This is a genomic window from Streptacidiphilus sp. MAP12-33 (assembly GCF_041261265.1).
Taxonomy (GTDB): Bacteria; Actinomycetota; Actinomycetes; order Streptomycetales; family Streptomycetaceae; genus Streptacidiphilus.
On record NZ_JBGCCA010000004.1, the window covers coordinates 86,301 to 112,651 of the forward strand.

General features: G+C 70.5%; 20 protein-coding genes. 9 read left to right on the top strand and 11 right to left on the bottom strand.

Translation table 11 applies throughout. The features are described from left to right. Positions 1-14: 14 nt before the first annotated feature. The 3 genes from ABH931_RS06325 to ABH931_RS06335 form a co-directional block, all read right to left on the bottom strand. Complete coding sequence (locus ABH931_RS06325) at positions 15-1,937, bottom strand: putative Ig domain-containing protein (RefSeq protein ID WP_370110711.1); 1,923 nt, start codon at positions 1,935-1,937, stop codon at positions 15-17. A gap of 330 nt (positions 1,938-2,267) precedes the next feature. Beyond that, a complete protein-coding gene (locus tag ABH931_RS06330) occupies positions 2,268-3,497 on the bottom strand; it encodes an FAD-dependent monooxygenase (RefSeq protein WP_370110713.1) in 1,230 nt (409 codons plus the stop codon). A 344-nt stretch (positions 3,498-3,841) separates the two neighbouring features. Next, complete coding sequence (locus ABH931_RS06335) at positions 3,842-5,443, bottom strand: Na+/H+ antiporter (RefSeq protein WP_370110715.1); 1,602 nt, start codon at positions 5,441-5,443, stop codon at positions 3,842-3,844. Between the two features lie 55 nt (positions 5,444-5,498). Here ABH931_RS06335 and ABH931_RS06340 point away from each other — a divergent pair, with 55 nt between their 5' ends. From ABH931_RS06340 to ABH931_RS06355, 4 genes are all read left to right on the top strand, one after another. Beyond that, positions 5,499-5,768: a UBP-type zinc finger domain-containing protein gene (locus ABH931_RS06340; protein ID WP_370110716.1), complete on the top strand. Its 270-nt coding sequence runs from the start codon at positions 5,499-5,501 to the stop codon at positions 5,766-5,768. 52 nt (positions 5,769-5,820) lie between these two features. Then, positions 5,821-6,291, top strand: a complete 471-nt coding sequence (locus ABH931_RS06345; RefSeq protein ID WP_370110717.1) for an N-acetyltransferase family protein — start codon at positions 5,821-5,823, stop codon at positions 6,289-6,291. A gap of 191 nt (positions 6,292-6,482) precedes the next feature. Then, positions 6,483-6,896: an anti-sigma regulatory factor gene (locus ABH931_RS06350; RefSeq protein ID WP_370110719.1), complete on the top strand. Its 414-nt coding sequence runs from the start codon at positions 6,483-6,485 to the stop codon at positions 6,894-6,896. 28 nt (positions 6,897-6,924) lie between these two features. Next, on the top strand, positions 6,925-8,043 hold the full coding sequence (locus tag ABH931_RS06355; RefSeq protein WP_370110720.1) for an RNA polymerase sigma factor SigF: 1,119 nt from the start codon (positions 6,925-6,927) through the stop codon (positions 8,041-8,043). Positions 8,044-8,052: 9 nt separating this feature from the next. Here ABH931_RS06355 and ABH931_RS06360 read toward each other — a convergent pair whose 3' ends face one another. After that, positions 8,053-8,472, bottom strand: a complete 420-nt coding sequence (locus ABH931_RS06360; RefSeq protein WP_370110721.1) for a hypothetical protein — start codon at positions 8,470-8,472, stop codon at positions 8,053-8,055. 235 nt (positions 8,473-8,707) lie between these two features. Between ABH931_RS06360 and ABH931_RS06365 the strand changes: the two genes are divergently transcribed. Further along, positions 8,708-9,664 carry a diacylglycerol kinase family protein gene (locus ABH931_RS06365; RefSeq protein ID WP_370110723.1) on the top strand — a complete coding sequence of 319 codons (957 nt, stop codon included), beginning with the start codon at positions 8,708-8,710 and terminating at the stop codon, positions 9,662-9,664. 334 nt (positions 9,665-9,998) lie between these two features. Continuing rightward, on the top strand, positions 9,999-10,250 hold the full coding sequence (locus tag ABH931_RS06370) for a WhiB family transcriptional regulator (RefSeq protein WP_370110725.1): 252 nt from the start codon (positions 9,999-10,001) through the stop codon (positions 10,248-10,250). A gap of 384 nt (positions 10,251-10,634) precedes the next feature. Here ABH931_RS06370 and ABH931_RS06375 read toward each other — a convergent pair whose 3' ends face one another. The 7 genes from ABH931_RS06375 to ABH931_RS06405 form a co-directional block, all read right to left on the bottom strand. After that, on the bottom strand, positions 10,635-14,666 hold the full coding sequence (locus ABH931_RS06375; protein ID WP_370110966.1) for a Pls/PosA family non-ribosomal peptide synthetase: 4,032 nt from the start codon (positions 14,664-14,666) through the stop codon (positions 10,635-10,637). A gap of 191 nt (positions 14,667-14,857) precedes the next feature. Beyond that, positions 14,858-16,318: a sensor histidine kinase gene (locus ABH931_RS06380; RefSeq protein ID WP_370110726.1), complete on the bottom strand. Its 1,461-nt coding sequence runs from the start codon at positions 16,316-16,318 to the stop codon at positions 14,858-14,860. Positions 16,319-16,833: 515 nt separating this feature from the next. Then, positions 16,834-18,126 carry an extracellular solute-binding protein gene (locus ABH931_RS06385; protein WP_370110727.1) on the bottom strand — a complete coding sequence of 431 codons (1,293 nt, stop codon included), beginning with the start codon at positions 18,124-18,126 and terminating at the stop codon, positions 16,834-16,836. Positions 18,127-18,289: 163 nt separating this feature from the next. Beyond that, positions 18,290-19,846, bottom strand: coding sequence for a glycoside hydrolase family 3 protein (locus ABH931_RS06390; protein WP_370110729.1), 1,557 nt, complete (start codon positions 19,844-19,846; stop codon positions 18,290-18,292). 7 nt (positions 19,847-19,853) lie between these two features. Next, positions 19,854-20,681: a carbohydrate ABC transporter permease gene (locus tag ABH931_RS06395; protein ID WP_370110731.1), complete on the bottom strand. Its 828-nt coding sequence runs from the start codon at positions 20,679-20,681 to the stop codon at positions 19,854-19,856. Continuing rightward, on the bottom strand, positions 20,678-21,673 hold the full coding sequence (locus ABH931_RS06400; RefSeq protein WP_370110733.1) for a carbohydrate ABC transporter permease: 996 nt from the start codon (positions 21,671-21,673) through the stop codon (positions 20,678-20,680). The genes ABH931_RS06395 and ABH931_RS06400 overlap by 4 nt, the downstream gene beginning before the upstream one ends. A gap of 87 nt (positions 21,674-21,760) precedes the next feature. Continuing rightward, a complete protein-coding gene (locus tag ABH931_RS06405) occupies positions 21,761-23,035 on the bottom strand; it encodes an extracellular solute-binding protein (RefSeq protein WP_370110735.1) in 1,275 nt (424 codons plus the stop codon). Positions 23,036-23,523: 488 nt separating this feature from the next. Between ABH931_RS06405 and ABH931_RS06410 the strand changes: the two genes are divergently transcribed. The 3 genes from ABH931_RS06410 (at position 23,524) to mctP (ending at position 26,313) form a co-directional block, all read left to right on the top strand. Then, a complete protein-coding gene (locus ABH931_RS06410) occupies positions 23,524-24,297 on the top strand; it encodes a GntR family transcriptional regulator (protein WP_370110737.1) in 774 nt (257 codons plus the stop codon). Between the two features lie 103 nt (positions 24,298-24,400). Further along, positions 24,401-24,673, top strand: coding sequence for a DUF3311 domain-containing protein (locus tag ABH931_RS06415; RefSeq protein WP_370110739.1), 273 nt, complete (start codon positions 24,401-24,403; stop codon positions 24,671-24,673). Then, positions 24,670-26,313 (top strand): monocarboxylate uptake permease MctP, encoded by a 1,644-nt coding sequence (gene mctP, locus ABH931_RS06420; protein ID WP_370110741.1) that lies wholly within the window; start codon positions 24,670-24,672, stop codon positions 26,311-26,313. Before ABH931_RS06415 ends, mctP begins: the two co-directional genes overlap by 4 nt. The last annotated feature ends 38 nt before the right edge of the window (positions 26,314-26,351 follow it).

Consider the following 26,351-nt stretch of genomic DNA (forward strand, 5'->3'; position numbering starts at 1 on the left):
TCAGGTCAGGATGATCAGGAGACGGTCACGTCGTCGTAGTAGGTGTAGGTCGGGTCACCCGGGTAGTTGTCGTCCTTGTTGGTCAGCGTCAGCGTGTAGCTGTGGCCGGCCGTGACGGACGCGGTGACCGGGGTCCAGGCCGAGCTGCTGGCGCAGGTCTTGGCGAGGATCGTGGTGGTGGTGCCGGTGGTGTTGTCCTTCAGCGTCGCCGTGGCCCAGTCGTAGGTGACCGTGTCCGGGCAGGTGTTGCTGTAGTAGAAGGACAGGTGGCTGGTGCCGCTCGCGGCGGTGAAGGTCTGCGCCGCCGTGGAGGTCGTGCTCGGGTTGGTGGAGCCGAGCATCGCGCCGTAGCTGCCGGTGTGGGCCGCACCGGCGATGACCGTGGCGTTGCCGGTGGTGGTCCAGCCGGAGAAGGAACCGGTCTCGAAGCCGCCGTTGGTGACGGAGCTACCGCCACCGCCGCCGCCCGAGGTCGCCTCGGTCCAGGTGAAGGTGGTGGAGCCGGTGGCGCCGGTGGTGTCGGTCCCCGTGACGGTCACCGAGGAGGTGCCGGCAGCGGACGGGGTGCCGGAGATCAGGCCGGTCGAGGAGATCGACAGGCCGGCCGGGAGACCGGTCGCGGAGTAGGTCAGGGTCTGACCCGAGGCCGAGTCGGAGCCGCTGATCTGCAGCGAGGCGGCGGTGCCGACGGTGCCGGACTGGCTGCCCGGGTTGGTGACCGTGACCGTGTTGCCGTGGGTCAGGATGGTGTGCGAGATGGCACAGGCGTTGGTGTCGTTCGACCAGCTGGCCTGCTCGGCGTAGGAGCCGAAGGAGCCGAAGGAGACGTTGGCGGCGCCACCGGCGGTGCCCGGCTTCAGCCACGCGCACTCGTCGGAGTTCTCCTGGCCGTTGTAGGACGAGCCGGAGACGTGGTTGGTCCAGCCGCCCGCCGGGTTCTGGTCCGACATCATCTCGTGCCACTCGTGGCCGAGGGTCATCGTGAAGCCGTCCGTGGTGCCGGGCGAGTTCACGAAGCCGACGCCGCAGTTGGCGCCCTGGTCGATGTTGTAGGGCTGGTTGGAGAAGGCGATGTCGCCGTAGGGCGAGGTCGCCGCACCGCCGGTGAGGGTGGTGTCGCCGTTCCAGTCGTGCCAGGCGCAGTAGCCGGTGTTCGGGTCCTCGTAGTTGTCCGGGTCCGTGCCGTGGGGCGACAGGATGACGTAGTACGCGTCCCGGTTGGCCGCGGAGGTGGTGTTGCCGAAGTGGCCGGCCGCGTTGATGGCCTCCTGGGCCAGCTGGTTGCCGGTCGCGCCGGCGGGCGAGGCACCCGCGTTGTCGTACCAGACGCCGGAGAGGACGCCGCCGCTCTGGTACGGGATGAAGTTGGCGTTGCTCGGGCAGCTGACCGCTCCGGAGGCGACGTTCGGGCCGTCACACCACTGGGTCAGGTCGGCCGACCAGGTCTCGCCGTTGGTGCCGATGCCCTTGAACATCTGCTGGGCGGCACCGGCGGCACCGGCGGAGTCGCCGGAGAACTTCAGGTTGCCGTTGGCGTCGGTGCTCTGGGTGCCCCACTGGGTCCCGTAGAACACCAGGTAGACCTTGGAGTGGCCGCTCTGGACACCGATGCCGTCGACGCCACCGCCGTAGGACAGGGTCTCCTGGCCGGTCGCCGCAGCGGTCGCGCGGGTGGCGCGCAGCTGGCGCTGCTTGGCCTCCCACTGCTTCACGCCCGGGGTCTTGCTGGCGTTGATCGACGAGGCGTAGGGGTTGAACTCGTTGTTCACGGCAGTGCCGGAGACCGCAGCGGCCTGGTGGTGCGCCATGCCGGAGACGTGGCGGTGACCACCGGTGGAGGCCTGAGCCACGGGGGCCATGAAGGCCAGCCCCGCCGCGGCGAGGGAGAGAGAAGCGACGCCGGCGAGCGTCGCGCCTCTCATGTGGGAGTTGCGCATGTGGGGAGTGTTCCTCTCTCGTCGCGGATGCCCACGAATGGGGGACGAGGCATCCGCTTGCCCTGGGAGAACTCGCTGCGGATCAGCCACTTGCAGCCAATTCGTCGCGCACACAGGTGAATTGGCTCAGTGTCACCACTTGTGGTGGTGCTGTCCGGCTCGTTGCGAAAGCAAAGCAGGGTTGACGAATCTGGGTCAACAGTCAATTCACAGAGAGCCGACGCACATGCGGCCCTCAAGTGAACAAACGGCGAGCTCAGCGCAGTGCAACGCGCGTAGCCCGCCGTCTGGTGGTTTCTGCTTCCCCTGCTTGGGGGATTGAGGGTTCGTCTACAACTGTGAGATCACGGGTGCTTCGGCACGGCTCGGGACAGAAAGTCCGTATGCGGGCAGATCGATCGCCTCGGCCGTCCGCGTGGTCAACCACTCAAAGAGGCCACGCATCGTTCGGTGGCAGAGCAAACGATAGGCACGGTTCCGCTGCTTCAACTGCTTGGCGGTGACCGGCGCCAGGAACCGGCCGGCCCCCGCGCCCTGCTTCTGGCATTTGACCGCATACGGGCGCATTCGCTCCTCGTACCGGGCAAAGGCCGTCGCGTGGTCGGGCGCCGTCGCCAACTCCCCCGCCAGCACGTAGGCGCCCACGACCGCCAGCCCGTTGCCCATGCCGCCCGGCGCCGGCGCCCAGGCCGCGTCACCGAGCAGCACGACCCGCCCGCTCGACCAGCGGTCCATCACGATCTGGCTCAACGAGTCGAAGTAGAAGTCCGGCGCCCCCGGCACCGACCGCAGCACCGCCGGCACCTCCCACCCCGCGTCGGCGAAGCGCCGCAGCACCAGCTCCTTCTGCGCCGCCACGTCCCGGTGGTCGTACGTCAGCCCCGGGGCGTGGAAGACGAGCATCGCGCCGTCCTCACCGAGGGTGTTGCCGAGCCCGACCATCCGCCCCGGATCGTTCCAGAGCACCGCGCTGTCGCGCAGGCCCAGGTGGCTCGGCGCCTTCGCCGAGAAGGTGGAGAAGAACCAGCCGGAGTCCCGCCGGTACGCCTCCTCCGGCCCGAAGGCCAGCCGCCGGGTCGTCGAGTGGATTCCGTCGGCGCCGACGACGAGGTCGAAGTCCTGGGTCGGACCGTGCTCGAAATCGACGGTGACGCCGGTGCCGTGCTCGGTCAACGTCCGCACGGAGTCACCGAAGACGTAGCGGGCGAACGGCAGGCTCGCCTCGTAGAGCGTCCGGGCCAGGTCGCCGCGGGTCACCTCCAGCTCCCCGCTCATGAACGAGGCGGGCAGCCGCAGGAGTTCGCGTCCCTGCTCGTCCAGGACGGCCTGCTCGCCCATGCCCGTGTCCAGACCGCGGAGCGTGTCCAGGACGCCCATCCGCGCCAGCACCTCGCGGTGCACGCTCCCCCGGTAGTCGACCGCGCCCCCACCCTCCCGGAAGGTCGCCGCCCGCTCGACGACGGTGACGTCGTGGCCGCATCGGCCCAGCCACAGCGCGAGTGCCGGGCCGGCGATGCTGGCGCCGGAGATCAGGATCTTCTTCGTCGACACGCGGTCCATGGCAGGCTCCTCGTTTCCCCGGCCCCGCGCTCTGCGGTGCGCTCACGAGTACGAGACTCGCCCGCGCCGCTGACCGCCCGCTGACCGCGGACGCACCGCTGCACTGTCCGGGGGCGCGGGGCTCTGCTCGATCAACTGCGTGCGCGACAATCCCCCAGCCTTCGGCCGGGAGGTGCCCCGAGGTGCCCCCTCCGACGAGCAGATGGTCCGGGGCGCGCAGAGCCATCCGCCTCGGGTGGGTTTCTCGCGCCCACGCAGGGGGCACCTCCCGGCCGAAGGCTGGGGGAGGAGCCGCATATCGGTACAAGCCCCGCGCCCCTGGAGGGTGCAACCAGAGCTACGGCCTATTCCTCCGTGTGCTCCATCAGGGCCTCCTCGAAGTCCAGGCGGCGGACCAGCCGCCGCAGCAGCTCGTCGTCCACCCGGCCCGAGCCCCGCTGGGCGACGAGCGCCCGTCGCTCCGCGTCGAGCGTCTCGCGGGCGAGCCTGCGGTACGCGGTGTCGACGGACTCGCCCGTCTCCTCGTGGACCGGCGCGCCCATCCGTTCCCACACGGCGTTGCGGCGCCGGTCCAGCAGCTTGCGCAGGCGGGCCTCCAGGACCTCGGGAACGCGGTTGCGCGGATCCCGCAGCAGCTCGTCCAGGCGGGCCTCCGCCGCCGTCGAGGCCTCGTACTGCGCCTGGGCCTCCCGCAGCGTCTCGGCCGCGCGGTCGGGGGACGGGAACGGCAGGCGGCGCACCAGACCCGGCAGGGTCAGCCCCTGCACCAGCAGCGTGCCGATGACGAGCGCGAAGACCAGGAACAGGACCAGGTCCCGCTCCGGGAACGGCGCGCCGTCCTGTGTGGTCTCCGGGATGGAGAAGGCCACCGCCAGGGAGACGACGCCGCGCATCCCGGCCCAGGAGACCAGAAAGGGCCGCGTCCAGGCCGGACGGCCCTCCCGCTCGCGGACGCGGCGGCTGAGCAGACCGGGCAGGTAGGTCGCCGGCCAGGACCAGACGAAGCGCAGCCCGATCAGCGCAACCAGCAGCACCGTCGTCCACAGCGCCAGCTCCCCCGCCGAGTAGTCACCCAACTGCCGGACGACCACCGGAAGTTGCAGCCCGATCAGGGCGAACACCGTCGACTCCAGCAGGAACGAGACCATCCGCCAGACCGCCTCCTCCTGCAGGCGCAACGCGAAGTCGACGCAGTTCGCGTAGTGGCCCAGGTAGAGCCCGACGACCACGACCGCGATCACGCCGGAGGCATGGAACGCCTCGGCCGCCGCGTAGGCGGCGAACGGGACCAGCAGCGAGAAGCTGTTGCTCAGCAGTGGGTCGCCGAGCCGCACCCGCAGCCACTGCAACGGCCACATCAGGGCCAGACCCACCGCCGCGCCCCCGAGTGCGGCCAGCAGGAACTCCCCGACCGCGCTGCCGAAGGAGAAGCCCTGGCCCACGGCCGCCGCGACCGCCACCCGGTAGGCGGTGATCGCGGTGGCGTCGTTGACCAGGCTCTCGCCCTGGAGGATCGAGACGAGCTGCGGTGGCAGGCCGACCCGGCGGGCGATCGCGGTGGCGGCCACCGCGTCCGGCGGCGCGATCACGGCGCCGAGGACGAAGGCGACCGCCAGCGGCATCGCCGGGATCAGCGCGTGCGTGATCAGGCCCATCGAGACCGTGCAGAAGAGCACGTAGCCGACGGAGAGCATCGCCACCGGCCGCAGGTTGGCCCGGATGCTGGTGTACGAGGCGTCCTGGGCGGAGGTGTAGAGGAGCGGCGGCAGCACCAGCGGCAGCACGATCTCCGGGTCCAGCGAGTAGTCCGGGACGCCGGGGACCTCCGAGGCGACCAGCCCGGCCACCACGAGCAGCAGCGGCGCCGAAAGCCGGTAACGGCGGGCGACCCCCGCCACCGCCGTACTCCCCGCGACCAGCACCAACAACGCACCGGGACTGCTCATCGCCATAGCCACACAGAACCACACAGACCAGGCACCGCACCGTACCCTGGACGCCATGTCCCCCTCCCGCCCCTGCGTGCACCTCGCCGAGCTGCCAGAGCCGGAGCCGATCGCGGCCGCACCCACCTGCGCGCACTGCGCGGACCTCGGTCAGCGCCCCGTCGCGCTGCGCCTGTGCCTGCACTGCGGGCACGTCGGCTGCTGCGACTCCACGCCGGGCCGTTGGGCCACCGAGCACCACCGGCGGACCGGCCACGCCGTGATGCGCAGCTTCGAGCCCGGCGAGAGCTGGCGCTGGTGCTACGAGGACCAACGACTGGTGTGACCCTCCCGTCCGGCCTTTCCGCCACCGCCGCGCACTCGCTTAGGCTTCAGACATGATCCGACCCGCCGTCCCCACCGACGTCCCCGAGATCCACGCGATGGTGCGCGAGCTCGCCGACTACGAGAAGTGCCTCGCCGACGCGAAGGCCACCGAGCGGCAGCTGCACGACGCGCTCTTCTGCGCGCACCCCGCCGCGTTCGCGCACGTCGCCGAGGACGAGGCGGGCCGCACGGTGGGCTTCGCGCTCTGGTTCCGCAACTTCTCCACCTGGACCGGCACCCACGGCGTCTACCTGGAGGACCTCTACGTCCGCCCGGAGGCGCGCGGCGGCGGCCACGGCAAGGCGCTGCTGACGGAGCTGGCGCGGATCTGCGTGGACCGCGGCTACGGACGGCTGGAGTGGTCCGTGCTGGACTGGAACGAGCCGTCGATCGCCTTCTACCGCGCCCTCGGCGCGACGCCGATGGACGAGTGGACCGTGTACCGGCTCAGCGACGACGCCCTGGCGGAGCTCGGCAGCTGATTTCTCCTGATTTCGCCACCACCATTGCCACGGTCCGTATATGGGGACCTACTATGAGTCACCGGCAAGCTCGGGGTGGCCAGATGGGCGACACGGCGCTCGCGATCGCGATAGCGTCACCGGTCACGGCACCAAACAGCCACACGCACAGCCCTATGCACAGCACGGCACGGAACAGCTCGGAGGTGAGGGTGTCCCAGATCGACGGCGAGCCCGACGCGCAGGACTTCGTCGAGGTCCGACTTCCCGCGGCGGGCGCCTACCTCTCGGTTCTGCGAACCGCGACAGCCGGTCTCGCGGCGCGGCTCGATTTCACGCTCGACGAGATCGAGGACCTGCGCATCGCGGTCGACGAGGCGTGCGCGATCCTGCTCCAGCAGGCGGTGCCCGGGTCCGTCCTGAGCTGCCTGTTCAAGCTGGTCGGCGACTCGCTCAAGGTGACCGTCTCCGCCCCGACCACGGACGGCCGCGCTCCCGAGCGCGACACCTTCGCCTGGACGGTGCTCTCCGCTCTGGCCGGCGAGGTCGAGTCCATCGTCGAGCCGGACAAGACGGTGACCATCAGCCTGCACAAGAAGCGCGGGGCCGGCCCCGGCCAGCCGTGACGCGAGGAGACGGGAGCGGGGGATCGCCGTGAGAGACCTCAACCACCGGCCCGGAACGGACCGGGCCCACGTGCCCGCCCAGGCGGACGCGAGCGACCAGAAGCAGACGGAGGCAAGGGTGTTCGCGGACGACCCCGAGCGCGCCGACGCCCGTTCGGCCCCCGAGGCCGCGCAGGCGGGGCACGCCGACGACGGGCCGGCCGAACTCGAGCTCGACACCGTGGCGGACGACACCGCGGTGGACGAAACCGAGGTCGGCGACGCGGACGGGGACGAGACCGCGGTCAAGGACGAGACCGAGGACGACGTCGAGGTCGTGGTCGAGGACGAGAAGCCGGCCGAGCCGTGGGGCCCGGGCGGTCCGCGCACGGCCGCGCCGCAGCGCCACAGCGCGCCGGACCGCGAGGCCGCCCGTGCGCTCTTCGTCCGTCTCGCACAGCTGCCCGACGGTTCGCCGGAGCGGGTGGAACTTCGGAACCAGCTGGTGCGCATGCACATCCCGCTGGTCGAGCACCTCGCCCGCCGCTTCCGCAACCGCGGCGAGCCGCTGGACGACCTGACGCAGGTCGCCACCATCGGTCTGATCAAGTCCGTGGACCGATTCGACCCGGAGCGCGGGGTGGAGTTCTCCACCTACGCGACCCCGACCATCGTCGGCGAGATCAAGCGGCACTTCCGCGACAAGGGCTGGGCGGTCCGCGTGCCGCGCCGCCTGCAGGAGCTGCGGCTGTCGCTGACCACGGCGACCAGCGAGCTCTCGCAGCGCCACGGCCGCTCGCCCACGGTGCACGAGCTGGCGGAGCACCTGGGCATCTCCGAGGAGGAGGTGCTGGAGGGCCTGGAGTCGGCGAACGCCTACAGCACGCTCTCGCTGGACGTCCCGGACACCGACGACGAGTCCCCCGCGGTCGCGGACACACTGGGCGCGGAGGACGACGCCCTGGAGGGCGTGGAGTACCGCGAGTCGCTGAAGCCGCTGCTGGCGCAGCTGCCCCAGCGCGAGCAGCGGATCCTGGTGCTGCGGTTCTTCCGGAACATGACGCAGTCGCAGATCGCGGCGGAGGTCGGCATCTCGCAGATGCACGTCTCCCGCCTGCTGGCCAGGACCCTGGCGCAGCTGCGGGAGAAGCTCCTCATCGAGGAGTAGTCAGCAGCCTCACTGACCCGAGGGCCACAGCGCGGCGGTGGTCCTCGGGTGCAGGAGCAGGACGACGCCCGCGATCCCGGCGAGACCGACGGCCGCGCCCAGCGCGATGAAGGCTCCGCCGTTCTCGACCGCGAAGTACGCGACCGCGAGGCACAGCGTGTCGACCATCACGGCCGGGCTGCGCCCCCACTTCCTCACGCGCAGCAGCGCGCGGCCCGCGAGCAGCGGCAGCAGGCCCATCAGCAGCAGGATCACGCCGGCGAACTCGGCCATCCCGACACCGGTCTTGGTGCTGGAGGTGAGCGGGGCCACCATGACGTAGACGCCGTAGGCGGCGATCACGACACCCTGGGCGACGGAGAACCACGCCCCGGTGGTCAGCGTCCACGGACGCGCGGGGGCGGCAGGCAGTACGGCATCGACAGTCACCGCTCCAGGCTAGCCCGTGCACTTTTGATCACTTGCACTACCTCGGGAGGTACAGCCTCCAGGGGCGCGGGGCTCTGCCCGATGAACTGCGTGCGCGACAAGCCACCCCGGGCCTTGAGATCCCGAGCGAACAGGGCCGTCTCCCTCGGGTGGGTTCCCCGCGCACGCAATTCACCGGGCAGAGCCTCGCGCCCGTGGAGGGTTGCAACTTCCCCCCGTAGGTACCCTTACCAGCATGCGTGCGCTCCTGGTCGTCAATCCCAAAGCGACCACCACCAGTGGACGGACCAGAGACGTCCTCACGCACGCCCTCGCCAACGACCTGAAACTGGACGTCGTCGCCACCGGTTACCGGGGCCACGCGCGTGATCTCGCGCGGGAGGCGGCCCGCGAGGGCACGCATGACCTCGTCGTCGCGCTCGGCGGGGACGGCACGGTGAACGAGGTCGTCAACGGGCTGCTGCACGATGGACCCGGCGAACACCTGCCCGCACTCGCGGTGGTCCCGGGCGGCAGCACCAACGTCTTCGCCCGCGCGCTCGGCCTTCCGAACGATCCCGTGGAGGCGACCGGCGTCCTGCTGGACGCGCTCGGCGCGCCCGGCGCGCCGAGACAGCGGTCGATCAGTCTGGGGCGCTCCGGAGGAGAGGGGCTGCCGGACCGGTGGTTCACCTTCACCGCGGGGTTCGGATTCGACGCCGGCGTCGTGGGCCGGGTGGAGCAGGCGCGCCGCAGCGGGAAGCGGTCGACGCACGCGCTGTACGTGGGGCAGGCGTGGAAGCAGTTCTTCGAGGAGAAGCAGCACCGCCGGCACGGGCCCATCACGTTCAGTAGCGACGATGCGGAGCCGGTCCCCGGCCTCGCGGTGTCGATAGTCTCCAACACCTCGCCGTGGACGTACCTGGGGAACCGGCCGGTCTACGCGTCCCCCGAGGCCGGCTTCGACACGAGCCTGGACCTCTTCGGCATGACCCGGATGTCACTCGTTCAGACCCTGCGCACGATCCCGCAACTGCTGGATTCCACGGGGGCCGGACCGCATGGCAAACACGTGGTCGCTTACCACGATCTCTCCGAATTCACCTTGCATTCGCAGGAACCGCTGCCGTTCCAGGTCGATGGGGACCACCTTGGAGAGCGGAACACCATCAGCTTCACAGGCGTATCTCGGGCACTGCGTGTGATTGTGTGAACGCGAGGGCCGTTTGGCCTTGTTCTCGAACGCACGCACCGCTTCACTCCATCGAAGTACAGGGTGTGACCCAAGCGACACCGACGATTCAAAATTTCCTACCCGAAGGGGGTTGTATCCGAGGTCGAGGTTTGCGAACCTTTACATGGCGATCGGGACGGTCCGTAACGGAGACCGCCTGAGTCGCCCGAATCCACCCCGCAACGCCGCGAGCATCCGTGCGCCGACCCACCTGTCGGCCCAGTGCCTGCCATCGGGTTCGTGAAAGCGTTCACATTCACAAGCTGCCATTGATACTGGTGGGACATCCCCGCCTTTAGAGGAGTTGGACAAGATGGACTGGCGCCACCGCGCTGTCTGCCGGGAAGAGGACCCCGAGCTGTTCTTCCCGATCGGCAACACCGGCCCCGCGCTGCTCCAGATCGAGGAGGCGAAGGCCGTGTGCCGTCGTTGCCCGGTCATGGAGAGCTGCCTCCAGTGGGCGCTGGAGTCCGGTCAGGACGCCGGTGTCTGGGGCGGCATGAGCGAGGACGAGCGTCGTGCGATGAAGCGCCGCGCCGCCCGCAACCGTGCCCGCACCGCCTGACACTCGGCCCACCCGGCTGACACTCAGAGTAACCGCACCACCGTTCCACCCTTCGATCAGCCCTTGATCAAGTGCCGCTCTCAACGGAGAGCGAGCATTTTCCGGAGCAATGCACACCTGTGCATTGCTCAACGGCCCCGAGGATTTGATACCGTCGGAGCCGAGGGCAGTCGCCCGTGCCGTGCACGGAGCGCTACTGTCATCACAGAGCCCCTGCTCCGGCCGACTCCCCCCGACGGCCGGAGCAGGTCAAGAGGCCCTGCCGAACCTCCCCCCCGTTCGGCAGGGCCTCGCTTCGTCTCCAGACATCCCCAGAACATCCGGGGCGTACGTGAGAAGGGCCCGTCCGCAGCTGCGGACGGGCCCTTCTCACGTACGGCGGCGTCACGCCCAGCGACGCACCGGGTTGCCCAGCCAGCGGGTGCCCGCCGGGACCGACTCGCCACGCATCACCAGCGAGGACGGGCCGACCACGGCCCCCTCCCCCAGCGTCGAGCCGAGCAGCACGATGGAGTGCGGGCCGATCGTCGCGCCGGCCTCCACCTCGATGGCGTCCATCCGCATCAAGCGGTCGTGGAACAGGTGAGTCTGCACCACCACACCGCGGTTGACGGTGACTCCGTCACCGAGGCCGATCAGGTCGGTCTCCGGGAACCAGTGCGACTCGCACCACACTCCGCGACCGATCCGGGTGCCGAGGCTGCGCAGCCACGCGGTGAAGAACGGCGTGCCGACCAGCGTGCCGCCCAGCCACGGCATGGCGAGCTCCTCGACGAAGGTGTCGAAGAGTTCGTTGCGCCACACGAACGAGCTCCACAGTGGCTGCTGGCCCTCCCGGAAGCGACCCATCAGCAACCACTTGGCGGCGGTGGTGATCAGACACGCCGTCACCCCGAGCACCAGCAGCAGCACGCCGGCCAGGGCCGCGGTCGCCGTCAGGCCGTCCCAGTCGAACAGGGCCTGCAGGCCGGTGGCGGCCAGGTCGCCGAGCAGCACCGCGAACAGCACCGGCACGATCCGGCACAGCTCCACGGCGGCACGCGCCCAGACCAGCCTGCGCGGCGGGTCGTAGGTGCGGGCGGTGTCCTCGCCGCCCTCCACGACGCGCTGCACCCGCATGCCCGGACGGCCCAGCCAGGAGCTGCCCGGTTCCGCGACGGCGGGCGCGTCGGAGAGCACACCGACGAGGGAGTCGTCCGGCAGCGCGCGCCCGGGGGCGACGATGCCGGAGTTTCCGACGAAGGAGCGCTTGCCGACCGAGGAGACACCCAGGCGCATCCAGCCGCCGCGCACGGCGAAGGAGCCGACCATGGTGTCGTCGGCGAGGAACGCGTGGTCGTCCACCCGCATCAGGCCCGGCAGGCCGATCGCGGTCGAGGCCTCGACCCGGCGGCCGATCGTCGCTCCCAGGGCCCGCAGCCACAGCGGGGTCATCAGGCTCGCGTAGAAGGGGAACAGGGTGACCCGCGAGGATGCCATCAGGTTGTGGACGGCCCAGACGCAGAAGCCGACCCTGCCGTGGGCCGGGTGCAGCCCCGGCTTGATCGGGATCGACAGCAGCCGGACCGTCGCGATCACGGCCAGCGCGTACAGGGCCATGGTGAGCAGCGCGAGCGGGACGGAGGCGACCAGGATCCGGTCGAAGACGCCGAGGTAGGAGGGGTCGGTCCCGATCAGGGTCCAGACGACCGCGACGGCCGGCAGCGCGGAGAGCAGCGGCAGCAGCTGGAAGCCGGGCAGCGCGACGGCGAAGGCCAGGTTCCATGCGCGCGACCGCCGGTGCGCGGGCGCGGGCCAGATCTCGGTGGGCGGCACCGGGTTCTCGTCCGGGGCGGCCGGGTTGCCGTGCACGCGGGCCCGGGCCGGAACGCGTCCGACGACGCAGCTGCCGGGCAGCACCTCGGCGTCGTAACCGATCTCGGCGCCGGGCATCAGCATGGTGCGGGTGCCGACGCGGGCGCCGTTGCCGATGCGGACCGTGCCCAGGTGCAGCACGTCGCCGTCGAGCCACCAGCCGGCGGCGTCGACCTCGGTCTCCACCGCGCAGCCGTCGCCGTAGACGGCCATGCCGGTGACCGGCGGCATGCTGTGCAGCTCGACGTCACGGCCGACCTTGCAGCCGAGCATCCGCGCGTAGCGGCGGGCCAGCGGGGTGCCGATGACGGCGGCCACGTTGAACATCGCGACCAGCCGCTCGGCCGTCCACAGCCGCAGGTGCGCCGCGCCGCCGCGCGGATAGCTGCCCGGCTTCAGACCCGCCGTCAGCAGACGCGCGCCGAGCGCTCCGATCAGCGAGCGGCCGAGGGCGCTGGAGAGCAGCACCCAGCCTCCGACGATCAGCGCCCAGGAGGTGTGCGGGGCCCACGGCAGTGGCCCTATGACGTTGTCGACGGCGGCCAGGGCCAGCACCCAGCGCAGGCCGGTGACGGTGTAGAGGACGGCCAGCACGAGCGCCTGGTACAGCCCGACGTGACGCGGCACCGGCCGCACCTCGCGGGCCTGCGCGACCTCGTCGGCGCCGCCGTCGAGGTGGTCGGCGAGCGACCGCAGCCGGGGCTGCTGGTAGAGGTCGGCGACGGACGCGCCGGGGAAGCGCTGCCGCAGCAGCGAGACGAGCTTGGCGGCGGCGAGGCTGGTGCCGCCCAGGGCGAAGAAGTCACTCTCCGGGCCGACGGGCACCCCGAGCACGGCCTGCCACTGCTCGCCCAGCCACGCCGCGGTCCCGTGCAACGGCCCGCCCGCGTCGGCCCCGGCGTCCGTGCCGACTCCCGGCAGCGGCCAGGGCAGCGCCTTCCGGTCGACCTTGCCGGAGGTCCGCGTCGGCAGTTCGGGCACGACGGCGAGAACGGGGAGGAGCGCCTGCGGCAGCCTGTCCAGCAGGAGCGTGCGGAGGGCGGCGAGGTCGGGCCCGCCCGCGCCGGGCGCGGAGACGCCGGAGCGCACGGCGCCGGCGAAGCCGGGTGCCGCGTCGTCCGCGGCGCGCTGTGCGCGCAACTGGAGTGTCCGGCCGGCTGCCCCGGCGGAGCCGGGCGCGGCGGCCTGCCCCGGCACGGCAGCGCCACCAGCGGTCCGGCCCTCGGCCACGAGGTAGCCGACCAGGACCTGACCGCCGGCCGGGGTCTCCTTGACCGCCGCGGCGGCCGCTCGGATGCCCGGGAGGGCCTGGAGGGCGGCGTCGACCTCCCCGAGCTCGATGCGGCGGCCGCCGAGCTTGACCTGCTCGTCCGCGCGGCCCATGAAGACCAGGCCCTGCGGGTCGGCGCGGACCAGGTCGCCGCTGCGGTAGACGCGCTCGGGGCGCCCGTGCCACGGCTGCGCGCCGAACTTCTCGGCGTCCTTGGCCGGGTCGAGATAGCGGGCGGTGCCGACGCCGCCGATCACCAGCTCGCCGACCTCGCCCCAGGCGACGGGCCGGTTGCCGGGGCCGACGACCGCCAGCTCCCAGCCGTCCAGCGGCGCGCCGATGCGCACCGGCTCGCCTGCGCGCATCAGCGAGGCGCAGGCGACGACGGTGGCTTCGGTCGGGCCGTAGGTGTTCCAGAACTCGCGCCCCGGCACGGCCAGCCGCTCCACCAGTTCCGACGGGCACGCCTCGCCGCCGACGATGAGCAGCCGGACGCGGTCCAGCGCCTGCTCGGGCCAGAGCGCGACGAGCGTCGGCACCGTGGAGACGACGGTGATGCCGCGCTCGACGAGCCAGGGGCCGAGGTCGGTGCCGGCCTTGACCAGCGAGCGCGGCGCGGGCACCAGGCAGGCGCCGTGGCGCCAGGCCAGCCACATCTCCTCGCAGGAGGCGTCGAAGGCGACGGAGAGCCCGGCCAGCACCCGGTCGCCGGGGCCGAGCGGCGCCTGGCGCAGGAACAGCCGTGCCTCGGCGTCGACGAAGGCGGCGGCGCTGCGGTGGGTCACCGCGACGCCCTTGGGGCGGCCGGTGGTACCGGAGGTGAAGATGATCCAGGCGTCGTCGCTCAGCCGCGCGGTGCCGGGCTCGCCGCCGGTGGGGCTCGGACCGGCGACCACCGAGAGGCCGGCGCCGACGATGGCGCAGACCCCGGCGTCGGTCCAGATCATCTCGGCGCGCTCGTCCGGATCGTCCACGTCGACGGGGACGTAGGCCGCGCCGGCGCGCAGCACGCCGAGGATGCCGAGGTAGAGCTCGGGGGTGCCGCTGGGCACGCGGACGCCGACCCGGTCACCGGGGCCGATGCCGTAGCCGGCCAGCTCGGCGGCCAGTCGGCCGACGGCGTGCAGCAGTTGCCGGTAGGAGAGGACGGCGCTGCCGGTGTCGAGTGCCGGGGCGTCGGGATGACGCCAGGCGGTCTCGTCGAGGATGTCCAGCAGCGTCCGGGCCGGGGCCGGATCGGACGTCGGCCACACCGCGCCCGTCTGCCAGGAAGGTGCGGCGACGGTGCCCACGCCGGAGGCGGTGGGGCGGGCGGGCGCGATGAAGTTCTGTTGATCCACGTATGTTCTCGCCGGGCGTCAGTTTGGGTTGATCCTGCTCAGCGCCTCGATGCGACTCCCGTGGCGCCTGTGACTGTAGACGAACCAGGATCCCTTGTGGTTGGCCTCGGCAAGGTGAGGAACCGGTAAAAACCACCCAACAGTCAGTCAAACGGGATGGTGAGCACCACGCGGGTTCCCGCCCCGGGGGCCGGCTGCATGTCGAAGCTCCCGCCCAACTCCCCTGCGGCCAGGGTGCGGACGATCTGCAGGCCGAGGTTTCCCGCCGTCTGCGGGTCGAAGCCCTCGGGCAGACCTGAGCCGTCGTCGGTGACGGTGATGTGCAGCACACCCTCCTCGCGGCGGGCGGCGACCTCGACCACGCCACCGGACTTGGGCCCGTAGGCGTGCTCCAGGGCATTCTGCAGGATCTCGGTCAAGATCATGGACAGCGGGGTGGCCACCTCCGCCGACAGGATGCCGAAGCTGCCCTTGCGACGGGTCGTCACCCGGCCGTCCGTCGAGAGCTCCATCACCATCCCCAGCACCCGGTCGGCGATCTCGTCGAAGGCGACCCGCTCGTCCAGCGTCATCGACAGCGTCTCGTGCACGATCGCGATCGAGCCGACCCGGCGCACCGCCTCGTCCAGCGCGGCCCGCGCGGGCGCGGAGTCCATCCGGCGGGACTGGAGCCGCAGCAGCGCGGCGACGGTCTGCAGGTTGTTCTTGACCCGGTGGTGGATCTCCCGGATCGTCGCGTCCTTGGTCATCAGCTCACGCTCGCGCCGGCGCAGCTCGGTGACGTCGCGCAGCAGCACCAGCGAGCCGATGGGCTCGCCCTTGGGCTTCAGCGGGATGGTGCGCAGCTGGACGACGGCTTCGGGGTGCTCGATCTCGGTCTGCCGAGGCGCCCAGCCGCTGGCCATCTTGACCAGCGCCTCGTCGACGGCGCCGCGGGTGGGCGGGATCAGGTCGGCGGTGGTCTTGCCGAGGTTCAGCCCGACCAGGTCGGAGGAGAGGCCGAGCCGGTGGTAGGCGGAGAGCGCGTTGGGGCTGGCGTAGGTGACCACGCCGTCGGCGTCGAGCCGGATCAGTCCGTCGCCGGCACGCGGGGAGGCGTCCATGTCGACCTGCTCCCCCAGGAAGGGGAAGGTGCCGTTGGCGATCATCTGGGCCAGGTCGGAGGCGCTCTGCAGGTAGGTGAGCTCCAGCCGGCTGGGCGTGCGCACGGTCAGCAGGTTGGTGTTGCGGGCGATCACCCCGAGGATGCGGCCCTCGCGCCGCACCGGGATCGACTCCACCCGAACGGGTACGTCCTCGCGCCACTCGGGGTCACCCTCACGGACGATCCTGCCCTCGTCCAGCGCCATGTCCAGCAGGGGCCTGCGGCCGCGCGGCACGAGGTGCCCGACCATGTCGTCCTGGTAGGAGGTGGGCCCGGTGTTGGGCCGCATCTGGGCGAGGGAGACGTAGCGGGTGCCGTCCCTGGTCGGCACCCAGAGCACGAGGTCGGCGAAGGACAGGTCCGAGAGCAGCTGCCATTCGGAGACCAGCAGGTGGATCCACTCCACGTCGGCGGGTTCCAGCGAGGTGTGGTGGCGCACCAGCTCGTTCAGGGAAGGCATGGCCCGAGCGTAGTCGCCCGGCGGCGCCGGGGCGGATTCCGCGGGCCGGGGGCCCGGCGGATTACCTTGGCTATTGGTCTGGACAACCTTGAATGGTCTAGTCCACAATCGAATCAGCACCAAGGAGTGACCGCCCCGCGCATCTGCCCTGACCGCGCGGCCGACACTCCCCCACCGTCGGTCGATCCGCAGCCGCGTCCCGGGCCCGCACACCCGCCACGCCGCGAGCGGAGTCCTCCTCCGACGAGGCCGAAGGCCGCGGTGCCGGCGCGGGCTGAGGGTCCCGCTCCCGGCACTCGCGGCCTTTCGCCGTTCGCCCCTTCAGGCGGCGCAGCCGCCAGGGGCGCGAGGAACTGCTTGATCAACTGCGGGCGCGACAATCCCCCAGCCTTCGGCCGGGGGGACCCCCTCCGGCGTGTGGATGGTCCGGGGCGCACAGGGCCATCCGCACGCCGGTGATTGTTCGCGCCCGCAGTTGATCAAGCGGAGCCTCCGCCCCCAGGCGGTTGCGACTCCTAGTTCCAGCCCAGCCTGCGCGTCAGCTCCGAGTCGGCCGCGGCCGCCGCGTCGGCGGGGTCCTTGCCCTGGAGGAACGGGGTGAGGAAGAGGGTGATCACCGGGTTCGGGGTGGTCTCGACGTTGCCCCAGGTGGGCAGCAGCGGGGTGTAACCGGCGTACGGCACCGACTTCGCCGCCGCCTGTGCGTACGCGTTGCCGTCGAGGGCGCTGTACAGGCTCTGCCGGTTCGGGAGGAAGCCCGAGGACTTCGCCATCAGCGACTCGTTCGCGTCGTCCATCGCGATCTTCAGGAAGCCGATCGCCAGATCCTTGTTCATCGTGTTCTGCGAGACCGTCAGGTCCGAGCCACCGAGGAAGGTCTTGGCCGGCTGGCCGGCCTTGCTGCCGGGGATCGGGAACCACCCGATCTCGCCGTTCAGGGCCGGCTTGGCCTGGATGACCTGCTGACCCTCGTAGCCCATGGCGATCATGCAGCCGACGTCGCCCTTGGCGAAGTCGCTCGCCTGGTTCGCCTCGTTGCCGTCCATCGGCGCATGCCCGAAGGCCTGCAGCTTCTTGAACAGCGCTGCCGCCTTCTGCGCCGCGGGGCTGGTGAGCTCGCCGGTCCAGACACCCTCCGGGGACCGCTTGACGATCTGCGCGCCCGCGTCCTGGAGGAAGCCGTCGAAGGCGTACCAGTTCTGGCCCGGCAGCCACAGGGCGGAGGAGACTCCGCTGGTGCCCTGCAGCTTGGCCAGGTCGTCCTCCCAGTCCTGCATGGTCTGCGGCGGGTCGCCGAGGCCGGCCCGCTTCCAGAGCTTCAGGTTGTACATCACCACGCGGTTGCCCGCGTACCAGGGCGCGGCGTACTGCTTGCCCTGGTAGACGGCGGAGGCGTTCATCGACGCCGTCCAGCCCTTGCCACCGAGCTGGGCGAGGTAGGGGGTGAGGTCCAGCAGGCCGCCCTCGGCGGCGTAGTACGGGGTCTGGGTGTTGCCGATGTCGATGACGTCCGGCGGGTTCAGCGAGGCGAGCGCGTCGGTGACCCGCTGCTGGATGCCGTCCCAGTCCTGGACCTCGAAGTCGATCTTGGCTCCGGGATAGCCGTGCTGGAACTCGTTCTTGACGCTGGTCATCCAGGCGCCCTGGTCGTCGCCCTTCATCAGCCAGACGACCAGGGTCTTCCCGTCCCAACTCGTCGGCGAGGGGCTGCCGCCCCCTCCGCCGCCGGCCCCGATCAGGCCGCAGGCGCTCAGGCTCAGCGCGGCGACGGTCGAACAGATCCCCAGAGCAACACCACGACGTCTCATGCTCGCACCACTCTCCCCAATGGTCTCGACCAATTGCAGGGAAGCTTGGACTAGACCATTGGGGCCGTCAATGCGTGGAGTGACGGGAGTTGCGACCGTTACCGGACCGGGACCTCGACCTGTACGCGACATGAACACGGGTATTCATGTCCCTGGCGCCCGTTCAGAGTTGGATGCCCGGCTGCCCGGTCAGCACCTCGACCGCGGCCAGGCCGCAGACGCGGGCGGCGCCGTGCGTGGCCACGTGCAGCGCACCGCGGGGCGGTGCCTGCGGGACGCCCATCTCGACCACCGCGGCGTCCGGACGACCCGCCAGCAGGCCGTCGGCGGCCGCGGCCATCCAGGCGTGCCGGTGCAGGTCGCGCACGACCAGCACCAGGCGGCGACCTGCCGCCTCGCGCCGCACCCGCTCCACGAACGCGGGCAGCGACTGCGGCGTCACGTCGTCGGGGCCGACGCTCTCGACCCGCGTGCCGGGGAAGCGCGCGGCGAGCATGCCGGCCACGCCCCACGGCGTCTCGTCGCCCACCGCGATGTTGGCGACGGGGCTGAAGGACAGGACGTAGGGCCGCTCGGTGACCGGCGCGAATCCGATCCCCGGCGCCCGGGTCACCCGCAGCGCGCGCCGGGCGGCGCGCAGCCCGATGGCCAGGTCCGGCGCCAGCCGGCCCCCCGCCTCGACCTGCTCCGCGGTCCACGCGCCGAGCGCCCGGACCCGGTCGGCGGCCTGCGCCAGCCGCTCCTCGGCGAGCTCGCCGTCGCGCACCGCGCGCACCAGCGCGTCGCGCAGGCCCAGCACGGTCTCCTCGTCGGCGAGGCCCCCGCCGACGCAGATCGCGTCGACACCGGCCGCGACGGCCAGCACGCTGCCGCGGGCCACCCCGTAGGTGTCCGCGATGGCGCCCATCTCGATGCCGTCGGTGACGATCAGACCGTCGTAGCCGAGCCCGCCGGCGGCCGGGGCCGAACGCAGCAGGTCCAGCACCGCGCTGCTGAGCGTCGCGGGACGGTCGCCGTCGAGCGCCGGGACCATGATGTGAGCGGTCATCACGGCCTTGGCACCGGCCGCGATCGCCGCCTTGAACGGGACCAGGTCCCGCGAGCGCAGCAGGTCCACGTCGACGTCGACGACGGGCAGGCCGAGGTGCGAGTCCACGGCGGTGTCGCCGTGGCCGGGGAAGTGCTTGGCGCAGGCGGCCACACCGGCCGACTGCAGGCCCTCCACCCAGGCCGCCGTGTGACGGGCGCACAGCTCCGGGTCGGCGCCGAAGGAGCGGACGCCGATCACCGGGTTGTCCGGGTTGGAGTTGACGTCGGCGGAGGGCGCCCAGTTGTAGTTGACGCCGCACTCGGCCAGCGCCCGGCCCAGCTCCCTGGCCACGTCCCGGGTGAGCCCCGGGTCGTCGACCGCGCCGAGCGCGAGGTTGCCGGGCCAGGAGGAGCCGCTGCCCGCCTCCAGGCGGGTGACGTCGCCACCCTCCTCGTCGATGGCGACCAGCACGTGCGGGTTCTCCCGGCGCAACTCGGCGGTGAGCCGGGCGAGCTGGGCCGGGTCGGTCACGTTGCGGGCGAACAGGGCCACCGAGCCGAGCCCGTCACCGAGGTGGCGGCGCAGCCAGTCCGGCGGCTCGGTGCCCACGAAGCCCGGCTGGAGCACGGTGAGCGCGTCACGGTGCAGCCGGTCCTTCGTCCGGGACGAGGACGGTTCGATGAAGGACACGTGCACGTCAGCCCTTCACCGCGCCGGCCGTGAGGCCGCCGACGGCCTTGCGCTGCAGGATGAAGAAGACCACGAGGATCGGCAGGGCGAAGACCGTGGAGGCGGCCATGGTGGCACCCCAGTCGTCGCCGAAGTTGGTCTGGAACTGGGTCAGCCACAGCGGCAGGGTCTGCGCGCTCTCCTTGTTCAGGACCAGGACCAGCGGGTACTCGTTCCAGGCGGTGATGAAGCCGAAGAGCGAGGTGGCCATCAGGCCGGGCGCCAGCAGGGGCAGGACCACCTTGACGAAGGCCTGGCGGCGCGAGCAGCCGTCGACCATCGCCGACTCCTCCAGCTCCTTGGGCACCGCCGCGATGAAGCCGCGCAGGGTGAGGATGGTGAAGGGCAGGACCATCATCATGTAGAACGCGGTCAGCGGGACCAGGCTGTTCAGCATGTTGCTGTCACGCACGATCATGTAGACCGCGATGACCATGACCTCCCAGGGGGCCATCTGCGCGATCATGATGACCAGCAGGAACGCCTTGCGTCCCTTGAACCGCATCCGGGTCACCGCGAAGGCCGCGAGCAGCGCGATCGCCAGCGAGCAGATCACCGAGAGCGAGGTGACCGTGATGCTGTCGAGCACCAGCGTCCAGAACCCCTGCGAGTGGAACGCCCGGGTGAAGTGCTGGAGCGTGCCGTTCAGCGGGAGGAAGACCGGGGTGGAGCTGATGATGTCGGTGTCCTTCTTGAAGGACGTCGCCACCATCCAGTACACGGGGAACACGAAGAACACGAACAGGACGACCGCGACGGCGTTGGGCCAGGTCCGTCCGAACAGGGAGCGCCTCACAGCTCGTCCTCCTGCTTCAGGATGATCCGGAGGTAGTAGGCCGTCAGCGCCAGCAGGATCAGGATGGTCAGCACCGCGATCGCGGCACCCACCCCGTAGTGCTGGTTGCCCACACCCTCGACGAATGAGTACACGGGGAGGGTCTCGGTCAGACGGTCGGGCCCGCCCTGGTTGATCGCCAGGACCTGGGTGAACGCCTTGAAGATCCAGATGACCTCGAGGAAGGTCGTGCCGAGGAAGAACGGCTTCAGCGCCGGGAAGGTCACGAAGCGGAAGGACTTCCAGGTGCCGGCCCCGTCCATCCGGGCCGCCTCGTACAGCTCGCCGGGAATGGTGGTCAGTCCCGCGTACATGGTGAGCGCCACGAACGGGATCGACATCCAGGTGATCAGCAGCGTGATCACGGCGAAGGTGGACAGCTGGGTGCTGAACCAGTTGTAGTGCGCCATCGAGTGCCAGCCGAAGGCACTGAGGAACCAGTCGACGACACCGAACTGCGAGTCGAACAGCCACTGGTAGACGGTGGTCGCGGCGACCACGGGCATCGCCCAGGCGAGGATCAGCGCCACCGAGAGGAAGAGCCGCATGCGCTTGCCGAGCCGGTTGAGCAGCAGGCCGACCAGCGAACCGATCAGCATGATCAGCACGACATTGGCCAGGGTGAAGAAGACCGACCGCTCGGCGGTGTGCCAGAACTCGGCACTGGTCAGCTGGTCGGTGTAGTTCTGGAAGCCGTTCCACACCGTCACGTGCTGGATCAGCTCGAACATGTTGAGCTTCTGGAACGAGATCAGCACGATCTTGACGGCCGGGTACCCCAGCAGCACCAGCGTCGCCAGCGTCGCCGGCAGCAGCAGCAGGTACGGGGTCGCTCTGGACAGCCGGCCGGCGCCGCTGCCGCCTCTGTTCCGCTTCAGCGCCGGGGCCTTGGGCCCGCCGGCGGATCCACTGCGGGGCGAGTGAGTCTGCACTCCCTCGGACTGCACTGTCATGCCTACCACTTCCTCGAACCGGCCGGGAACGCGCCGAGCGGTGCCGCCGGCCGCCCTGAGCGGACGACCGGCGGCACCGCCGCGGGATTACTGCTGAGCGTTGAGGCGCTTGGTGATCTCGTCGTCCGCGGTCTTCGCGGCGGTCGCGTAGTCCTTGCCCTCGAGCACGTCCGTCATGAACTGCTTGATCGGGTTCGGGGTGTTCTCGACCGCGGCCCACTGCGGCAGGTTCGGGGTGGTGTCACCCTGACCGGCGGCCGGCAGGGCGGCCTGGGCGAACGGGGTGTTCGCCAGCGAGTTCAGCGCCGGGTTGTTCGGGACGATGCCCGCCTCGGAGGCGAACTCGCCCTCGTTCTTGTCGTCCAGCGCGATCTTCAGGAAGCCGACCGCGAGGTCCTTGTTCTGGCTGTTCTGGGAGATCGCCAGGTTCGAGCCGCCGAGGAAGACCGGCATCGGCTTGCCCGCGGTGTCGCTCGGGAGCGCGAAGTAGCCGATCTGGTCCGCCGGGATGGCGGTGGGGGCCGGGGCCTCCCAGCTCAGGCCGATCTCGGCGCCGACGTCACCCTTGGAGAAGACGGTGGACTGCTGCGGGGTCGCCTCGTCCTTGTCCTTGGGGGCCTTGGAGAAGCCCTGCAGCTTCGCGTAGACCGCCATGGCGGCCTTGGCCTCGGGGGACTCCAGGTTGCCGACCCACTTGCCGTTGTTCTGGACCGCCACCTTGCCGCCCTGGCCGAGCAGCATGCCGAAGTAGGTGTACCACTCCTCACCCGGCATGTAGAGCGCCTGGGAGACACCCTTGGTGCTGTTCAGCTTGGTGAGGTCAGCGTAGAAGTCGGTCAGCGTCTGCGGGGTGCTGGTGATGCCGGCCGCGGACCACAGCTTCTTGTTGTAGATGACGACGCGGTTGGTGAAGTACCACGGGGCGGCGTACTGCTTGCCGTTGTACATGGCGGAGTTGTTCAGGTTGGCAGCCCACTTGTCGCCGCCGATCTCGGACTTGACCGAGGTCAGGTCCATCAGACCACCGGTGGCCGCGTAACCCGCGGTCTGGGTGTTGCCCATCTCCAGGACGTCCGGCGGGTTGTTCTCCGACAGGGCGGTGGTGACCTTCTGGCCGATGCCGTTCCACTGCTGGACCTGGATGTTCAGCTTGGCACCCGGGTACGCCTTCTCGAAGTCCGAGGTGACCTGGGCGGTCCACTTCGGCGTGTTCGAGCCGCTCATGAACCAGACGGTGAGGGTCTTGCCGGCGTAGCTGCTCGGCGAGCCGGAAGCAGTGGTGCTCTTGGAGCTGGAACTGCATGCGGCAACGCTGACCAGCACGGCCGCGGTGCCGACAGCGGCGATAAGTCGACGGTTCACGCCATCCTCCTGGGATGCCCGGATTTCCCCCCATCCGTTGCGGTACGGCCCCCTGCCTGATGCAGAGTCGAGGGTGCCGTTGTCCCAGCGATGGGTCGGGGATTGTTGTTTGGTCGCTGTGGTTTAGACCAGTGCCTGGAGCTTGGCCTAGACCAAATACGAGTGTCAACGGGTTGCGGACAGAAGAACCGGAGCCGTTATCAAGCCGACATCCGAGGGGTTCCGCAGCGTGACCGATTGGTCCACCGTTTGACCTGGACCGGTCGCACTCGTCCGGAACTGGGGTCTTGCCAAGTGACCCGTTCAAGGTCTAGACCATGCAGAAGCGCTTGGCCTGGACCAATCGCCGCCGCGGGCCCCTCCCGCGGCGCGCGGAGGGATCCGGGCATGGCGCTCAGCATGCTTTCGCGCAGGCGGACGTGCCACCATAAGGGCCGAGCGGCATGCAGCCGGCGGCGAGGACAGGGGACGAGGAACCAGGAGCGGTGATGACGACCGAAGGGGGCCCCGGGCCGGCCCTGGCCGAGGAGGCTCAGACGGGGGCGTCCACCGCGCGCGTCCCGAAGTACTACCGGCTCAAGCGCCACCTGCTGCAGATCACCCAGACCCAGGCGCCCGGCACGCCGGTGCCGCCGGAGCGGACCCTGGCGCTGGAGTTCGAGACCTCGCGGACCACGGTGCGCCAGGCGCTGCAGGAACTGGTGGTCGAGGGCCGACTGGAGCGGATCCAGGGCAAGGGCACGTTCGTCGCCAAGCCCAAGGTCTCCCAGGCGCTGCAACTCACCTCGTACACCGAGGACATGCGGGCCCAGGGCCTGGAGCCCGCCTCCCGGCTGCTGGAGGTCGGCTACATCACCGCCGACGACCGGCTGGCCGAGTTGCTGGACATCCGGCCCGGCGGGCGGGTGCTGCGCGTCGAGCGCCTGCGCCTGGCCAACGGCGACCCGATGGCGATCGAGACCGCGCACCTGAGCGCCAAGCGCTTCCCCGCGCTGCGCCGGAACCTGGTCAAGTACAACTCGCTGTACACCGCGCTCAGCGAGGTCTACAGCGTCAGCGTCGCCGAGGCCGAGGAGACCATCGAGACCTCGCTGGCCACCCCGCGTGAGGCGGGCGTGCTGGGCACCGACGTCGGCCTGCCGATGCTGCTGCTCTCCCGCCACTCCTTCGACGCGGGCGGCGAGCCGGTCGAGTGGGTCCGCTCGGTGTACCGCGGCGACCGCTACAAGTTCACGGCACGCCTGCGCAGACCGGAAGCGTGAAAGGTTCGCGCACCCTCGTGACGTGAGCGCGGCAAAGGTCTAGCCTCCCCTGTGATCCGTTGATCAACAAACCGTCAACGACTCATGGGGGAGCTGCCGTTTCATGCCACAACTTCCGGAGGCCAGGCTTGCGCTGGTCACGCCCGTGCGCGTGGTCTGCGCGGTGCTGCTGGCCGCACCCTTCGTCGCACTGCTCTGGGTCGGCTCGTATGCGACCCTCACGCCGACCTTCGTCGGGATCCCGTTCTTCTACTGGTACCAGCTCCTGTGGGTGATCCTGTCGGCGCTGATGACCGGCATCGCCTACGTCCTGTTCACCCGTGAGGAGAAGCAGCGCAAGGCCCTGCGCGTCGCTCGTGGGGGTGATCAGGCGTGAAGACCGACTGGACGGCCCTGACCGTCTTCGTTCTCTTCTTCCTGCTGGTCACCGTGATCGGCTTCGTCGCCGCCCGCTGGCGCAGGCCGGACAACGCCGAGCACCTGGACGAGTGGGGCCTCGGCGGCCGCAGCTTCGGCACCGTGATCAGCTGGTTCCTGCTCGGCGGGGACCTCTACACCGCCTACACCTTCATCGCCGTTCCGGCGCTGATCTACGGCGTGGGCGCGCAGGGCTTCTACGCCGTGCCCTACACGATCATCGCCTGGCCGCTGGTCTTCCTCTTCCTGCCCAGGCTCTGGTCCGTGGCCCGGCGCAAGGGCTACGTCACCCTCGCCGACTTCGCCCGCGGCCGCTACGGCAGCAAGAGCGTCGCGGTGGCCGTCGCCCTCACCGGCATCCTCGCCACCATGCCCTACATCGCGCTGCAACTCGTCGGCATCCAGGCGGTGCTGGACACGCTGCACGTCGGCGGCAGCAGCAGCTTCGGCAAGGACCTGCCGCTGCTCATCGCGTTCGCGGTGCTGGCGGCCTACACCTACAGCTCCGGCCTGCGCGCCCCCGCGCTGATCGCCTTCGTCAAGGACACCCTGGTCTACGTCGTGGTCCTGGTCGCGATCATCTACATCCCGATCCGGCTCGGCGGCTACGGCCACATCTTCCACGACGCCGCCACCGCCATGGCCAGGACCAACCCCGCCACGGGCAAGCCCCGCGGTTCGATGATCCCCGGACCGCAGGCCCAGTGGTCGTACGCCACCCTGGCCCTCGGCTCGGCGCTGGCCCTGTTCATGTACCCGCACTCGGCCACCGGCGTGATGGCCGCCAGGAACCGGCTCACCGTGCGCCGCAACCTGGCCGTCATGCCGGCCTACTCGCTGATGCTGGGCCTGCTCTCACTGCTGGGCTTCATGGCGATCTCGGCCGGCGTGGGCAAGGGCGTCAAGGGCTACAACTCCCAGCTCGCCATCCCGCAGCTGTTCCAGCAGATGTTCCCGAGCTGGTTCGCCGGCGTCGCCTTCGCCGCCATCGGCATCGGCGCGCTGGTGCCCGCGGCGATCATGTCCATCGCCGCCGCGAACCTGTTCACCCGCAACATCTACAAGGACCTGCTGAAGCCGGACGCCACCCCGGCGCAGGAGACCAAGGTGGCCAAGCTGGTCTCCCTGGTGGTCAAGCTCGGCGCACTGGGCTTCGTGCTCGGCATCGACAAGCAGTTCTCGATCAACCTCCAGCTGCTGGGCGGCATCTGGATCCTGCAGACCTTCCCGGCGATCGTCGGCGGGCTGTTCACCCGGTGGTTCCACCGCTGGGCGCTGCTCGCCGGCTGGGCGGCCGGCATGGCCTACGGCACCTGGAAGGCCTACGGAGTCGCCGCCGCCGGCAAGCCCGGCTCGCACTTCGGTGGCAGCGCCGCCAACATCCCGGTGATCGGCCAGATCGGCTACATCGGCGTGACCGCGCTCGCACTGAACCTGGCCATCGCGGTCGTGCTCACCCTGCTCCTGAAGGCCGTGAAGTCCCCGGAGGGCGTCGACGAGACGGTCACCGCCGACTACACCGCCGACGTCGAGGACAAAACACCGGTCAGCGGCGACCCGGAGCACGGTCCTGAGGTGATCGCCCCCGTCACCACCTGATGCGCCCTTAGAACGGGCCGCCCGCTCCCGCACACTGG